Below are 15465 nucleotides of genomic sequence, written 5' to 3' on the forward strand. Positions count from 1 at the left end.
TTGTTAACTTAACGGCTTAATGCTTGCACCCATTTCTGGGCAGATTGCTCAAGTTGTGAATAGACGAATTCAAACGCTTCGCGGCTTTTACGATAAGGGTCGGCAATTTCCTGTTGATTCAGCCAGTGGCCGAATAGCATGGTTTTACCGCGAACCTCTGGCGCAATTCGGCAAACAGCATCGATATGGCCTTTTTCCATCACCAAAATCAGATCGTACTGACGGCATAAAGCAGAAGTCAGTTGCTGAGCGCAATGCCCTTCAAGCGAAAGACCATGTTGGCTTGCCACATCTGTTGCAGTCGCCTCTGCCGGTTTGCCTACCAACGCCCCCAATCCAGCTGATGCAATCTGTTTCGCGGGTAACGCCTGTTTTAACAACCGCTCCCCGGTGGGGGAGCGGCAGATATTGCCCACACAGACCACTAAAATAGACTCAAACATTGTTATCTCTATGGCCAGCTACGGATACGCAAAGTACCTTCGGTCAGTTCATTAAAGCCAGAAATAGTCGGGACAATCTGACTGATTACACGATTCCAACGCACCAGCGGCGCTGTAGTGACATAAACAATGTCATACGGTTGTAGCTGGAATTCAGTCCCCATCACCAGGGCGGTAGCGTCTGCTGTATTTAACTGATAAATATTCGCCAGTTTTTTACCCTCGGTGCCGCGTAAGGAGCGGATCACAAATACCCCGGTTGCATCAGCAACGGACTGCGATATCCCCTCGGCATTACCCAACGCTTCGGTCAGCGTCATACCGCTGCGATCCATTTTCAGCGTACTCTGCTTACTGACTTCGCCCATCACAAAGACTTTCAGATCGTCGTTGCGGGGAATATAGAGGATATCGCCGGGATACAGCAGACGGTTTTGCGACAGGTCGCCATTTTGCATCAGCGCCTGGAGGGAGATACGTTGCTCTTTGCCATTATGGGTCAGGATAATATTACGCCAGTCGGCATTCTCCGTTAACCCGCCGGCTTTATTAATGGCGTCCAGCACCGTCAACGGCACGTTGGTAATGGCCTGCTGGCCTGAGGTAGTCACTTCTCCGGTCACATAGGCTTTTTGCGAGCGGAATGCGGCAATACTGACGTCAACCTGAGGGGATTCGATATACGTCGCCAGGCGGCCCATAATCTCGTCACGCACCTCAGTCACTGTCTTACCGGCTACTCTTACCTTGCCGATATAGGGGTAGAAAATCGTGCCGTCGGAGTGTACCCAGTTGCCGGTATCGGCAGCTGCTCGGTATGTCCCTGCCGGGGTGGTTAACTCAGGGTGATCCCACACCGTCACCATGATCACATCACCAATACCGATACGGTATTCATAGCGCTGTAACTCTTGATCCAGCTGTGGATTGGTCTGCGCCACCAGTGGCTTGAGGCGCATTTTATCCACTAAAGAAGGCGTTAGCGGATAAACATTGACCAATTTATTAATATCAAAATCAGCATCCTGCTGCTTTACAACCTCTTTCCCACTGGTGGAAAGGTGCGTGCCGGGAATAATGGTGCAACCACTCAGCAGCACTGCGGATACCATCAGCGGTATCAATTTTAACCTGTGCTTTATCATCCTGTGTATGCCATCGCTTTTAATTGAAATTTGCGCAAGTCCCTACAAAACAGCCAATTATTATAGAGAAGATTTATTCAAATAAAACCCGCCGTCAGACATATAAAAGGCGAGTAATTCACCATCTTAACGATGTTGCTCTGAACGACGTGTTACCGCACTCTGACCGTGGTTGATACGCCGTACCCAAGTCAGTACCCGCCATATACGTGTAATTGACCAGAAATAACCGACAAACGCCACCAGAAATGCGCTTAACATCATAAACTCAGTTGCGCCATTGCGCTCGCCAATGACACCGATTGCGGCAAATAAAAGTGCGGCGGCAACGATAACGACCAGAGCCTGCCGCGGCGTTAACCCGCCGCGCATCAAGATATGATGCAAATGTTCACGGTCTGGTTTGAACGGGCTATCACCTTTGCGAATACGGCGCACCATAATGGTGACCATATCCATCAAAGGGATGGCGATAAGCCATAATGCCGTAACCGGCCGCATTACCGCATCTTCGCCCTGAGTCGCCAGTATCAATAGCCAGATTACCGTAAAACCAATCAGCGTGCTGCCCGCATCTCCCATAAATACCTTAAATTTCGCGCCCAATGGAATGCCCAGATTAAGCAGAATATAAGGCAGCGTGGCTGCCAGCAAGCATACGCTCCAGCGCGCCAATTCGTGATGTTCGCCGAGATAAAATACCACCGCCAGCGCACCGAACGTCACGCAGGAAAGCGCTCCCAGCAGGCCATCGATCCCATCCACCATATTAAAGGCATTAATGGCTCCCCATACGGCAAACAGCGTCACACCATAGCCTATAACGCCTAAAAATAACTCGTAACCAAAAAGAATGTTTCCCAGCGAGACAAGATACAACCCGGCATACATCATCACGCCGGCGACCAGCGCCTGTAAGCCGATACGAGGAAGCACCGGCAGGTCAAAACGATCGTCCAGTACGCCAATGATCAACAGCGCGCTGGCGCAGACCATATAAAGGGAAAAATCAGGTAGCCATTCAGAATGAAGCACATACAACACCCACAGCGCCAGATAAATTGAAACCCCGCCGACCAGCGGAATATGCCCGTGGTGTTTTTTACGTACATTGGGTTTGTCCACCAACCCTACTTTTACCGCCACTTTTCTCGCCAAGAACAGCGCAACGAATGCGCTGATAAGAATAACCGTGAATTCTTGCATTTTTGCACCATCATCAACCGTTATGAATATGTAGCATCAGACACGCTACCGCCCTTGGCTTATAGCAACCAATGCGCTGTAAAAGTACGGAACGCCATCCTGCTGGCTGAGGCTTTGGATGCGTAAATCACGCCAATTACGCGACATCGCGATGCTTATCCAAAGCTGAATTATAATTAACAAAATTTTAACAATTATGTTTTATTAAAATAAGGTGACACTCATTACAAAAACCGAATTTTGTACCCTCATAGTATTGACGAGTAATTGCAGAGCACAAGGATAAGATGTTTTAAGCAGAGTTTTTCAGAATAAGACTACGCGTATCCATAACTGTGCTGCCTCCATTAGAACAAAACACTAACTTAAAGGATGAAATCAGTAGGTTTTGGTGAAAGTTTTATTAAAGATAACAGCATGTACAGCCGTAAAATCATGGTTACCATTCAGACACATTCTATGCACCGTTTGACAACACTTCAAACATTACGCGCTGGGGCAAAGCCATAAGGCTAAAAAATGTATAAATACGCGTTATTTTTAATCAGTTTTATAGCCACTGGTTAACATCACGGCTCAGATCGCGCTTATGTCCTGTTCTCCTGTTGAAATTAAGTGATACGAGTACAACTTGAGCACAACAGTTTTCATCACCGAAAAACCGACAACAAATCCTCACAAATTCTGGTTCATCGGTGTTTGCCCTGATACGCTAACAGACGTCATATGCAAATAAAGGTGAAATAAAAAGTATGGAGTGGATCGCAGATCCAACGATATGGGCCGGTCTGGCCACACTCGTCGTACTGGAACTGGTGCTGGGAATTGACAATCTCGTATTTATTGCCATTCTTGCCGAAAAATTACCCAAAGAACAAAGAGATAAGGCCAGAGTCGTTGGCCTGTTGCTGGCACTGGTAATGCGGCTGATTTTGTTATCGTCGATTTCCTGGCTGGTTTCTCTGACCACCCCACTCTTCACGCTCCTTGGGCATGCATTCAGCGCCCGTGATGTCATTATGCTGGTTGGCGGCGTGTTCCTGCTGTTTAAGGCCACGGTAGAACTCAACGAACGGCTGGAAGGCAAGGATCAGCAGCAGCAGGCACAGCGTAAAGGCGCGCGTTTCTGGCCTGTCGTGGCGCAAATCGTCGTACTGGATGCTATTTTCTCGCTCGATTCAGTTATTACCGCCGTCGGTATGACCGACCACTTGCTAGTGATGATGTCTGCGGTGACGATTGCCATCTTCCTGATGCTGTTAGCCAGCAAACCGTTGACCCGCTTTGTCAGCGCACATCCGACCATCGTCATCTTGTGTCTGAGCTTTTTGCTGATGATCGGTTTCAGCCTGGTCGCGGATGCATTCGGCTACCATATTCCCAAAGGCTACCTCTATGCCGCGATTGGTTTCTCGGTACTCATTGAGTTGTTGAATCAGGTATCGCAGTTTAACCGTCGCCGTTTTCTTTCCTCTTCCGTTCCCTTGCGTCAACGTACCGCTGAGGTCGTTCTGCGTATTCTGCGGGGAGATCATGATGAAGCGGAGTTGGACAACCAAACGTCAGCCATGATTGCGGATAATGCGCATACCGGCCAAGAGGTGTTCAACCGGCAGGAGCGCCGTATGATAGAGCGCGTGCTTGGCATGGCGCAGCGAACCATCAGCAGCATTATGACGTCCCGCCATGACATTGACCCGGTGGAGTTGAATACTTCTCAGGACCAACTGGCGCAGATATTAAAAACCAATCAGCACACCCGTCTGGTCCTAATCGACAGTAACACTTCAGATGAGCTGCTGGGGATAGTGAACGTCACAGACCTGTTGCAGCAACAGCTAAATCATGAACCTTTTGATCTGCGTATTCTGGTCCGCCAGCCACTGGTTTTTCCTGAACAGCTTTCGCTGTTGCTGGCCCTTGATCAATTCAGGGAAGCACGAACCCACTTTGCGTTTGTCGTTGATGAGTTTGGTTCGGTGGAGGGCATTGTCACACTCAGCGATGTGATGGAAACCATTGCCGGCAACCTGCCATTGGCCGGGGAAGAACTGGATGCCCGCCATGATATTCAACAGAATGAGGACGGCAGTTGGACGGCGAATGGTTATATGCCCCTGGAAGATCTGACCATGTACATCCCGCTCACGCTGGATGAGAAGCGTGAATACTACACGCTGGCGGGATTATTGATGGAGCATTCTCAGCGTATCCCGCAGGCCGGCGACACCCTGTCTATTGATGGCTACCAGTTCACCATTCTCTCCGTAGAAAGCCATCGTATTGTGAAGGTGCTGATCACCCCGAGCGGCGGGCCGCAATCTGATTTCGAGGTCTGATGATATAGCCGCCATCGTTCCCATTTCCTCTACGTTGGCGGCGCAGGCCTGAATCATTTCTCCCGACAGGTTTGTCATCAGTGGATTGAAAACCTCCATTTCTCAATCTGTCTTAAAAATCTCAGCGTTATCCCCGATGAGAAAATCATGACCATCGCGCAACAGTTGGAACAGATTGGTTTTAAGAAAGGGATGGAACTAGGGATAGAAAAAGGCATCAAAAACCAGTGTACGGCAAATTACCGGCCTTACCCACGACGACGTGGCGCAGTTAGCGAAAGAAGCGCATCAATCGTAAAACCTATGCTTACAGCCGATCGAGTAATTGTTTCAGATCCTTACCTTTCTGACTTTGCTGATTTTCGTCGGCCCAGTCATTCAGCCGTTTTTTCAGTTCGTTTTGCAGACGCTTACGCAGCAGTTGATCCACCTGCAACTGATAATTCAGCTTGTCCCACGAACCGTACAGCCGTAACGGAATCGCCGTATCCCGCAATACCTCAATCAACTGCTCATCGCCCTGCCAGCCAGCGGTAACCCGCACGTTCAGGTTGGTATCGCAGGTTCTCGCCAGAAGGTTAATCTGCCCGGCCCCGGTCAATGCCAGAAATTCAGAGCTGCCGCTCAGTTCATTTATCTTCAATTTGCCTGCGTTCAACTGCACGTTTGCCGTCAACTGCCGCACCTCGGTATAACGTTCGTAGCGTTCCTGACCTCGCACACTGTTGCTACTGCGCACGACGGCCATCTGCACCATCTGCTGAATGTTCAATCCGTGGAAACGCAGATTGCTGGCTTGCAGCGCCGCGCTCCCCCGCCACTGCTGCATCAAGGCCGGCAGAGTAAAGGAATCGCCGCCGAACTCGCCGCGCATGGAGAGCTTACCGCTCAGGCTTTCCGGCAAGGCAAATGCCGCCGTCAGCGGTGCGATATCGATATTATCCAGTTCCGGCTGAATAGTGATGACGGGAGATGCGGTGATATCCATCTTGCCAGGCAGAGAAAAATGTCCCGCTCCCAATTTTCCACTCAGCGTGGCGATATCCAATAGCCCCTGCTGATTGGTTGCCTGAAGAGTGAACTGACTGACATCAAGGCCACGGTAAATCAGCGAGTCGGCTTGCAATGACAGTCGAGCGGTAAATCCTTGCAGGTCGCCCGCCCCCTTATTTGGCAGCGCTTCTTCAGCAGAGATTACCGGTTTTCCCGCTTTAATCTGACCGGCAGAGGCGCCGCGATCGGCGGCAAGTGTGATACCAAGCAGTGAATCCAAATCAAGCTTGTCAGATTTCAAATCCGCCACATACTCGGGAATATCCCCAAACGTCGCGCTGCCGCTGCCCGTCAGTTGACTTTCATTGGCGCTCAGCGCCAGTTGGTCGACGGTGATTTTTTCAGGCTGTCGCTGATAGCCGGCTTGTAAACTGCCGCTGCCGCTAATCCCGCCTTCGGGAATACCCGCACCTTGAATTTGGTAGTCCAGCTTGCTGATAGTCGCATTAACCTGCTGTGGGAAGTGCTGCATATCCATATCCGCGGACAGAGAAAAAGCCACATCCCGCTGATCGCGATTAACCCGGCTGGCGAGAGTAATACTCACCTGGCGGTTATCATGCCGTTCCATCAATAAATTGATATCGCGGACGTTTAGTTGTTCATGGTCATTACGTTGCAGAATCAACAGACTGTCGGCGATCCTGAGTTTATCGATATCTAGTCGCCAGCCTTGTTCTTCGGCGGGCGCGGGCGAACCTGACGGGGCAATGGGCGCATTGCTGGGCTTTTTCGCTTCGCTTTCCGGCGTCAGTTGGATCACCGCGCCTTTCAGCATCACCTGCTTGACCGCCAGCCGGTGGGACAACAGCGGCAGGAGCTGTACATCAAGCCGCATATTTTCCGCGCTAACCACCGGCGCCGTCGAACCCGGCGCGCTTAACGACATACCGCCGGACAGAATGCTCAACTGCGGCCAGACATGCCAGCGCAAGTCGCCATCCAGCCGTAGCTGATAACCGCTACGCTCCTCGACTTGCCTAACCATATAAGCGCGAAAGTCATTGGGATTCACCAGCACTACCAGCGCCGTCATTCCTGCCACCAGCACAACAAGCAGAATTGCCAGCGTTGTCAGAAATCGTTTCATGCCATCCTCATTGTCATTCGCCTTAAGCCATAGTCAGTCTTTGTCGATCCGGCTCGCCACCGCGCCCTGCTGATCCCTATATTTGGCATCCTGACGACGGTTGTAGGGACGCGCCGCCGGCCCCGATAGCGGCTCAAAACTCAGCGCGCCAATCATCATGCCGGGACGTAGCGCCAGCGGCAACTTACCTGAATTATAGAACTCCAGCACAATTCTTCCTTGCCAACCTGGATCGATGCGGTGCGCGGTGACGTGAACCATCAGCCCTAAACGCGCCAGCGAAGAACGCCCGTCGAGCCAGCCGACCAGGTTATCCGGCAAAGTCACCGACTCCAGCGTGACCGCCAGCGCCAATTCCCCCGGATGCAGAAAGAAGGCTTCGCCTTCCGGCAGATTGATTTCATCGCTCATTACGCGATCCAACGCCGCGCTGACTTCATCTTTCGGACCGCTTAAATCAATAAAGGCCGCCGTATGCCCGCGGAATACCCGGAACTGATTGCCCAAACGGACATCAACGGTCGCGCCATTAATTCTTTCTGTTGGCGGGCGGGGCGTAATTGACAACCGGCCATCATCCAGCCAGGCCTCGATATCACGATCACACAGTCTCATCTTCTTCTCCACTCGACATCGGTATTAGGTAACAAAACCCCAAAAGATTACTCAAAGAACTGGCTTATCTTGGCTTTCAGAATATCAATCGCAATGCGGTTTTTCCCGCCGCGCGGCACGATAATATCGGCGTATTGTTTTGACGGCTCGATGAATTGCAGGAACATGGGACGCACCGTTTTTTGATACTGCTCCATCACCGAATCCATTGAACGGCCCCGTTCGTTGACATCCCGGCGCATGCGGCGCATCAGGCAGATATCCAGCGGCGTATCGACAAAAATGGAAAAGTTCATCTCGTCACGCAGACGGGCTTCCGTCAGCAGCAGAATGCCTTCCAGAATAATCACCTTCTTCGGCTCAAGGTGCACGGTTTCCTGCATACGGGTATGTTCAACATAGCTGTACAAGGGAAGTTCTATCGCCTGACCGGCTTTTAACATTTGCAGATGCATCAGCAGCAGGCTGTGGTCCATCGCGTTCGGGTGGTCGTAGTTTGTCTTGACCCGCTCTTCCATCGTCAGGTGGCTTTGATCTTTGTAGTAGCTGTCTTCGGGTATCACACCAATATGTTCGTCACCCACCTGGTCACGCAATTCACGGTACAACGTGCTGGAAATAAGACTTTTACCGGAAGCAGACGCACCCGCTATCCCGATAATGACACACTGATGAGACTGATCAGTCATGGTATTAACGACCTGATTAACATAAATAAAGAGAGGGATACACCAACGGTGCTGTGACGCGGCAATTATAGGGAGTTAGCGCTGTTCACGCCAGCCTTTAGGCCGACGTCGACGTAAACAGCGCAACTCGGGTGGATAATGCCGCTACTGCATACCTGTTTCGTAGCGGCAGGCAACGGCTTACACCGCGCGAAAAGCGATCTCCGTCGGAATAACCTCGCCCTGCCAGTAAAGCTGTGCGGCGACCTGGCCGGCCAGTTCACGGTATAATGAGGTAAATTCGCTCTCAGGATGGCTGACCACCGTCGGTTCCCCGCGATCCAGATCTTCACGCAAAGAGATATGCAGCGGCAGTTGCCCCAATAGCGCGCAGTGGTATTTTTCCGCCAGTTTTTGCGCGCCGCCAGTCCCGAAAATGGGTTCCAGATGACCGCAGTGGCTGCAAATATGCACGCTCATGTTTTCAACGATGCCCAGAACCGGCACGCTGACTTTCTCAAACATGGCGATCCCTTTCATGGCATCCATCAACGCGATATCCTGCGGCGTGGTCACCACCACCGCGCCGGTGACCGGAATACTTTGCGCCAGCGTCAGTTGGATATCCCCGGTTCCCGGCGGCATGTCCAGCACCAGATAATCCAGATCCGGCCACAGGGTGTCTTGCAACAGTTGCAGCAGCGCTTTGCTGGCCATCGGCCCGCGCCACACCATGGCGTTATCATCGGTAACCAGATAGCCAATCGAATTGGTCGCCAGTCCGTGCGCCATAATCGGCGCCATATGCTGGCCGTCCGGCGAGGTCGGACGTTCGCTCGCCGCCCCCAGCATGGTCGGAATCGACGGCCCGTAAATATCGGCATCCAGAATACCGACATTGGCTCCTTCCGCCGCCAGCGCCAGCGCCATATTCACCGCGGTGCTGGACTTGCCGACGCCGCCTTTGCCGGAGCTGACCGCGATAATGTTCTTCACGCCTTTCACGCCGGCCTGATCGTTCACCCGGCGCAGCGTGGCGATATTATGCGTCAAACGCCACTCTACCGCGTTGGCGCCTGACAGGCGCAGCAGCTCATCACTCACCGTCTCTTTCAACGCTTCCAGACCGCTCAGCCAGGCAAACGGCATCGTCAATTCAATATGCAGCACATCATCCAGCAGCGCGCAGTGGTGCAGCGCATTCAGCGTCGTCAGATTATTTTTCAACGTCGGGTGCTGAAACGTCGACAGTACCCCGGTAACCATGGCGCGCAGCGCTTCCGGACGCTGTTCGGGGAAGTTAGGGTTCATTCCGGCTCCTTGAAATTCTCATTATTTAACCGATAAAAAACGGTTATAGCATACCAGAAGCACAGCGCGACTTGCGCGATCGGGCGTAAAAAACCCTGACGGAGGTACTGAATCATCCGTTCGGGCCGGTCAGACTTCCCTATAGCGACAGGTTTAGACGCGGCAGCGGTTTACGCCGCAAGCCGCTATCGGTTAACATCGGTTTCCCTCTATCACAAAAGAAAGCAAGTTCCTCATGACTCAAGTCGCAAAGAAAATATTGGTAACGTGCGCGCTGCCTTACGCTAATGGTTCGATCCACCTCGGTCATATGCTTGAACACATTCAGGCGGATATCTGGGTTCGTTACCAGCGAATGCGCGGCAACCAGGTTTATTTTATCTGTGCGGACGATGCCCACGGCACGCCGATCATGCTGAAAGCTCAGCAGATGGGAATCGCGCCAGAGCAGATGATTGCGGCGATGAGTCAGGAACATCAACAAGATTTCGCCGGTTTCAACATCAGCTATGACAACTATCACTCGACCCACAGTGAAGAGAACCGCGAGTTGTCCGGTCTGATTTACCGTCGGCTGAAAGAGAACGGTTTTATTAAAAACCGCACTATTTCTCAGCTTTACGATCCGGAAAAAGGCATGTTTCTGCCCGACCGTTTCGTGAAAGGCACCTGTCCAAAATGTAAAGCCGCCGATCAGTACGGCGATAACTGCGAAGTTTGCGGCGCGACCTACAGTCCGACTGAATTGATCGACCCGAAATCCGCGGTATCCGGCGCCACGCCGGTGATGCGCGAATCAGAGCATTTCTTCTTTGATTTGCCGGCTTTCAGCGACATGCTGCACGCCTGGACGCGATCCGGCGCGCTACAGGAACAGGTCGCCAACAAAATGCAGGAGTGGTTTGACGCCGGCCTGCAACAGTGGGATATCTCCCGCGATGCGCCCTACTTCGGTTTCGAAGTGCCTGACGCGCCGGGCAAATATTTCTACGTCTGGCTGGACGCGCCCATCGGCTACATGGGTTCATTCAAAAACCTGTGCGACAAACGCGGCGATATGGATTTCGACGAGTTCTGGCGCAAAGACTCCAGCGCCGATCTGTATCATTTCATCGGCAAAGACATCGTCTATTTCCACAGCCTGTTCTGGCCGGCCATGCTGGAAGGCAGCGGTTTCCGTAAGCCCACCAACCTGTTTGTGCACGGTTATGTAACGGTCAACGGCGCCAAGATGTCCAAGTCACGCGGCACGTTCATCAAGGCCGATACCTATCTGCAACATCTGGATGCCGACTGCCTGCGCTATTACTACGCGGCGAAGCTCTCTTCGCGCATTGACGATATCGACCTCAATCTGGAAGATTTCGTTCAGCGTGTGAACGCGGATATCGTCAACAAACTGGTGAATCTGGCCTCGCGCAACGCCGGGTTTATCAGCAAGCGTTTTGACGGCAAGCTAGCGGATAAGCTGGCTGACGCCGCGCTGTACCGCACCTTTACCGATGCCGCGGAAACTATCGCCGAATCCTACGCCAGCCGCGAATCCGGCAAGGCAATCCGTGAAATCATGGCGCTGGCCGATCTGGCAAACCGTTATGTGGACGAGCAGGCGCCGTGGGTGGTGGCAAAAGCAGAAGGCCGCGATGCCGATCTTCAGGCGATCTGTTCCATGGGCATCAATCTGTTCCGGGTATTGATGACCTATCTGAAGCCGGTGCTGCCGGCGCTGGCGGAGCGTGCGGAAGCGTTCCTGAATCAGGAACTGAAGTGGGATGAAATCACCACGCCGTTGCTTAATCATCAGGTGAACACCTTTAAAGCCCTTTTCAACCGTATCGATCTGGATAAGGTTAACGCCATGGTGGATGCGTCCAAAGAGGATATGGCGACGGCAAAAGTCGTGACCGGCCCGTTGGCGGACAACCCGATTCAGGAAACCATCAAGTTTGACGATTTTGATAAGGTGGATATGCGCATCGCCCTGATCAAACAGGCTGAGTTGGTTGACGGTTCCGACAAGCTGCTGCGCTTAACGCTGGATCTGGGCGGCGAAACCCGTCAGGTGTTCTCCGGTATCCGCACGGCTTATCCCGAACCGTCCGTACTGGAAGGCCGTCTGACGGTAATGGTCGCCAATCTTGCGCCGCGCAAAATGCGTTTTGGCGTATCGGAGGGCATGGTGATGGCCGCCGGCCCGGGCGGGAAAGATATTTTCCTGCTCAGCCCGGATAGCGGCGCTCAACCGGGTATGCAGGTCAAATAATCCCCACTCAGGCCGAACATCTGTTCGGCCTGTTATTTTCCCCACTTTTCCTCATTTCGCCGCGCTGATTTTTGTTCATCATTCCGTTACACGCCATATCCCAAATTAAACACATATTTAACTCGCCACCCCAATAAATGTGATTCAAATCACATAAACCATTCCCACGAATAAGTAATCAACGACTTTAAATAGTTAAATTTTGATTTCGCGCAAAACCCACAAATTGTGTGTTGATAAATTGCCTGCAATAAAAACGACACATAATAAAACAGGGAAACTAATGCAACTGAATCGAAGAGGTTTCTTTAAAGTTTGCGCGGGAGGGATGGCCGGCACCACGCTCGCGGTATTGGGTTTCACACCAACGGAAGCAATGGCATCAGTACGTCAATACAAGCTGTTACGAGCCAAAGAAACGCGCAACAACTGCACTTATTGTTCCGTTGGCTGCGGCATTCTCATGTACAGCCTGGGCGACGGGGCAAAAAACGCCAAACCCTCTATTTTCCATATTGAAGGCGATGCCGACCATCCGGTCAGCCGCGGTTCGCTATGTCCCAAAGGCGCCGGTCTAGTGGACTATATTCACAGTGAAAACCGCCTGCAATACCCGGAATATCGCGCGCCGGGCGCCGACAAATGGCAGCGCATCAGTTGGGATGAGGCCATCGACCGCATTGCCCGGCTGATGAAGGCCGACCGCGACGCCAACTTTGAACGCACCAACGCCCACGGCGCCACCGTCAACCGCTGGCTGACGACCGGAATGCTGTGCTCCTCCGCCGCTAGTAATGAAACCGGCGTTCTCGACCAGAAATTTACCCGTGCGCTGGGTATGGTCGCCATCGACTGTCAGGCGCGCCTGTGTCACGGCCCTACCGTCGCCGCGCTGGCGCCGACCTTTGGTCGCGGAGCCATGACCAACAACTGGGTCGATATCAAAAACGCCAACGTGGTGATCGTCATGGGCGGCAACCCGGCGGAAGCCCACCCCGTCGGTTTTAAATGGGCTGTGGAAGCCAAAACCCATAACGATGCGAAACTGATCGTCGTTGACCCGCGCTTTAACCGCTCGGCCGCCGTGGCGGATCTGTACGCGCCGATCCGCGCCGGCTCAGACGCCGCGTTTCTGCTCGGTATCGTCAACTACCTCATCACCCACGATAAGATTCACCGCGAGTACGTCGTCTCTTACACCAGCGCCAGCCTGATCGTGCGCGACGATTTCAGTTTCGATGAGGGGCTGTTCAGCGGTTACGATGAGCAAACCCGCCAATATGATAAATCCAGTTGGCAGTATGAACTGGATGCATCCGGCTTCGCCAAACGCGACGTCACCCTGTCGCATCCGCGCTGCGTGTGGAATCTGCTGAAGAAACACGTGGAACGCTATACCCCGGAGATGGTGACCTCCCTGTGCGGCACCTCCGCGAAAGATTATGCGGAAATCTGCCGTACGCTGGCGGAAACCTGCGTCCCCGACAAAACCGCCACTTTCATGTACGCGCTGGGCTGGACGCACCACACCAACGGCGCCCAGATTATCCGCGCGGCGGCGATTATCCAACTGCTGCTGGGCAACATCGGCATGGCGGGCGGCGGTATTAACGCCCTGCGCGGCCACTCCAATATTCAGGGGTATACCGACCTCGGTTTGCTGACCACCAACCTGCCCGGCTATATGCCGTTGCCGTCCGAAAAACAGGTTGACCTGAAGACCTATCTGGGACAAATCACGCCGACCGCCCTGCTGCCCGAACAGGTTAACTTCTGGAAAAACACCCCAAAATTCTTTATCAGCATGATGAAGAGTTTCTACGGCGAACATGCCCAACCCGCAAACAACTGGGGCTATGACTGGTTGCCCAAGTGGGATCGCAGCTACGACGTCATGGCGCAGACCGAACTGATGATGGAAGGCAAAATGAACGGTTATATCGTTCAGGGCTTTAATCCTGTCGCCGCCTTTTCCAACAAAAATAAAGCCACGCAAGCGCTGTCCAAACTCAAGTTCATGGTGACCATTGACCCGCTGGCGACGGAAACCTCCACCTTCTGGCAAAACCACGGCGAGTTTAACGACGTCGATACGCAGTCCATCCAGACAGAAGTGTTTCGCCTGCCATCATCCTGCTTTGCCGAAGAAAACGGCTCTATCGCCAACTCGGGACGCTGGCTGCAATGGCACTGGGCGGCGGCCGAGCCGCCGGGAGAAGCGCTGCACGACAGCAAGATCCTCGGCAAATTACTGATGCGCCTGCGGGAGCTTTATCAGGAAGAAGGCGGCGCGTTTCCGGAGCCGTTGATGAATATCAACTGGAATTATCAGGATCCGCAAGACCCGACGCCGGAAGAAGTCGCGCGCGAAGCCAACGGCATGGCGCTGACGGATCTCTATGACGACAGCGGCGAACTGATGCTGAAAAAAGGCCAGCAAATCGCGGACTTCTCGCAGTTGCGCGATGACGGCACCACCGCCAGTTTCTGCTGGATTTACGCCGGTAGCTGGACCGAAGCCGGCAATCAGATGGACAAACGCGACAACGCCGATGCCGGTCTGGGCTGTACGCCAAACTGGTCATGGGCCTGGCCGCAAAACCGCCGCATTCTGTACAACCGCGCCTCGGCCGATCTGCAAGGCAAGCCGTGGGACAGCAAACGCAAGCTGCTGGAATGGAACGGCCGGAAGTGGCAGGGGATTGATGTGCCGGACTTTGCCAGCGCCGTTCCGCCGGGTAAAGATACCGGGCCGTTTATCATGCTGCCGGAAGGTCTGGCGCGGCTGTTCTCCGTGGATAAACTGGTGGATGGCCCGTTCCCTGAACACTATGAACCGATTGAAACCCCAATCGGCACCAACCCGCTGCACCCGTCCGTGGTGTCAAGCCCGGCGGCGCGTCTGTTTGCCCGCGATGCGAAAACCATGGGGTCAGCCAAAGACTTCCCTTACGTTGCAACAACCTACTCGATTACCGAACTGTTCCGTCACTGGACAAAACACGCACGGCTGAATGCCATTGTACAACCAGAGCAATTTATCGAAATCGGTGAAAATCTGGCGCACAGCAAAGGCATCAAAGCGGGCGATGAGGTCAAAATCTCCTGTCAGCGCGGCTACATCAAGGCCAAAGCGGTGGTGACCAAGCGCATCAAAACGCTGCACATCGCCGGTCGTAGCGTGGAAACCATTGGCATTCCGTGCCACTGGGGTTTTGAGGGCGCCACCCGTAAGGGGTTCCTGGCTAACACGCTCACCCCCAGCGTCGGCGACGCGAATACACAAACGCCTGAGTACAAAGCGTTTTTGGTTAATGTAGAGAAGGTGTAAG

At 53.1% G+C, this 15465-nt stretch carries 10 protein-coding genes; 3 read left to right on the forward strand and 7 right to left on the reverse strand.

Annotation, left to right across the window (positions count from 1 at the left end; translation table 11 throughout):
- Positions 1-8: 8 nt before the first annotated feature.
- From JG725_RS06955 to wecA, 3 genes are all read right to left on the reverse strand, one after another.
- Positions 9-443 (reverse strand): protein tyrosine phosphatase, encoded by a 435-nt coding sequence (locus JG725_RS06955; RefSeq protein ID WP_199377369.1) that lies wholly within the window; start codon positions 441-443, stop codon positions 9-11.
- 8 nt (positions 444-451) lie between these two features.
- Positions 452-1588: a polysaccharide export protein gene (locus JG725_RS06960; protein ID WP_199377371.1), complete on the reverse strand. Its 1137-nt coding sequence runs from the start codon at positions 1586-1588 to the stop codon at positions 452-454.
- A gap of 126 nt (positions 1589-1714) precedes the next feature.
- Positions 1715-2794 carry a UDP-N-acetylglucosamine--undecaprenyl-phosphate N-acetylglucosaminephosphotransferase gene (gene wecA / locus JG725_RS06965; RefSeq protein ID WP_199377373.1) on the reverse strand — a complete coding sequence of 360 codons (1080 nt, stop codon included), beginning with the start codon at positions 2792-2794 and terminating at the stop codon, positions 1715-1717.
- 752 nt (positions 2795-3546) lie between these two features.
- On the opposite strand from wecA, the gene JG725_RS06970 reads away from it, so the two are divergent.
- Entirely contained in the window at positions 3547-5133 is a 1587-nt protein-coding gene (locus JG725_RS06970; protein WP_199377375.1) for a TerC family protein, read from the forward strand.
- A 307-nt stretch (positions 5134-5440) separates the two neighbouring features.
- On the opposite strand, the gene asmA is transcribed toward JG725_RS06970, so the two are convergent.
- The 4 genes from asmA to apbC all read right to left on the reverse strand — a co-directional run bounded on the left by asmA (position 5441) and on the right by apbC (position 9870).
- The gene (asmA, locus tag JG725_RS06975; protein WP_199377377.1) at positions 5441-7276 is read right to left on the reverse strand and encodes an outer membrane assembly protein AsmA; all 1836 of its coding nucleotides are present in this window, start codon (positions 7274-7276) and stop codon (positions 5441-5443) included.
- Between the two features lie 33 nt (positions 7277-7309).
- Positions 7310-7891 (reverse strand): dCTP deaminase, encoded by a 582-nt coding sequence (gene dcd / locus JG725_RS06980; RefSeq protein WP_172289897.1) that lies wholly within the window; start codon positions 7889-7891, stop codon positions 7310-7312.
- A gap of 47 nt (positions 7892-7938) precedes the next feature.
- On the reverse strand, positions 7939-8580 hold the full coding sequence (gene udk, locus JG725_RS06985) for a uridine kinase (protein ID WP_172289896.1): 642 nt from the start codon (positions 8578-8580) through the stop codon (positions 7939-7941).
- A 180-nt stretch (positions 8581-8760) separates the two neighbouring features.
- On the reverse strand, positions 8761-9870 hold the full coding sequence (apbC, locus tag JG725_RS06990; RefSeq protein ID WP_172289895.1) for an iron-sulfur cluster carrier protein ApbC: 1110 nt from the start codon (positions 9868-9870) through the stop codon (positions 8761-8763).
- A 235-nt stretch (positions 9871-10105) separates the two neighbouring features.
- On the opposite strand from apbC, the gene metG reads away from it, so the two are divergent.
- Both metG and fdnG read left to right on the forward strand, forming a co-directional pair.
- A complete protein-coding gene (gene metG / locus JG725_RS06995; protein ID WP_172289894.1) occupies positions 10106-12133 on the forward strand; it encodes a methionine--tRNA ligase in 2028 nt (675 codons plus the stop codon).
- 283 nt (positions 12134-12416) lie between these two features.
- Positions 12417-15464, forward strand: a complete 3048-nt coding sequence (fdnG, locus tag JG725_RS07000) for a formate dehydrogenase-N subunit alpha (protein WP_199377379.1) — start codon at positions 12417-12419, stop codon at positions 15462-15464.
- Position 15465 lies beyond the last annotated feature (1 nt).

Origin of the sequence: Brenneria sp. L3-3C-1, assembly GCF_016456245.1 — a bacterium.
Lineage (GTDB): Bacteria > Pseudomonadota > Gammaproteobacteria > Enterobacterales > Enterobacteriaceae > Brenneria.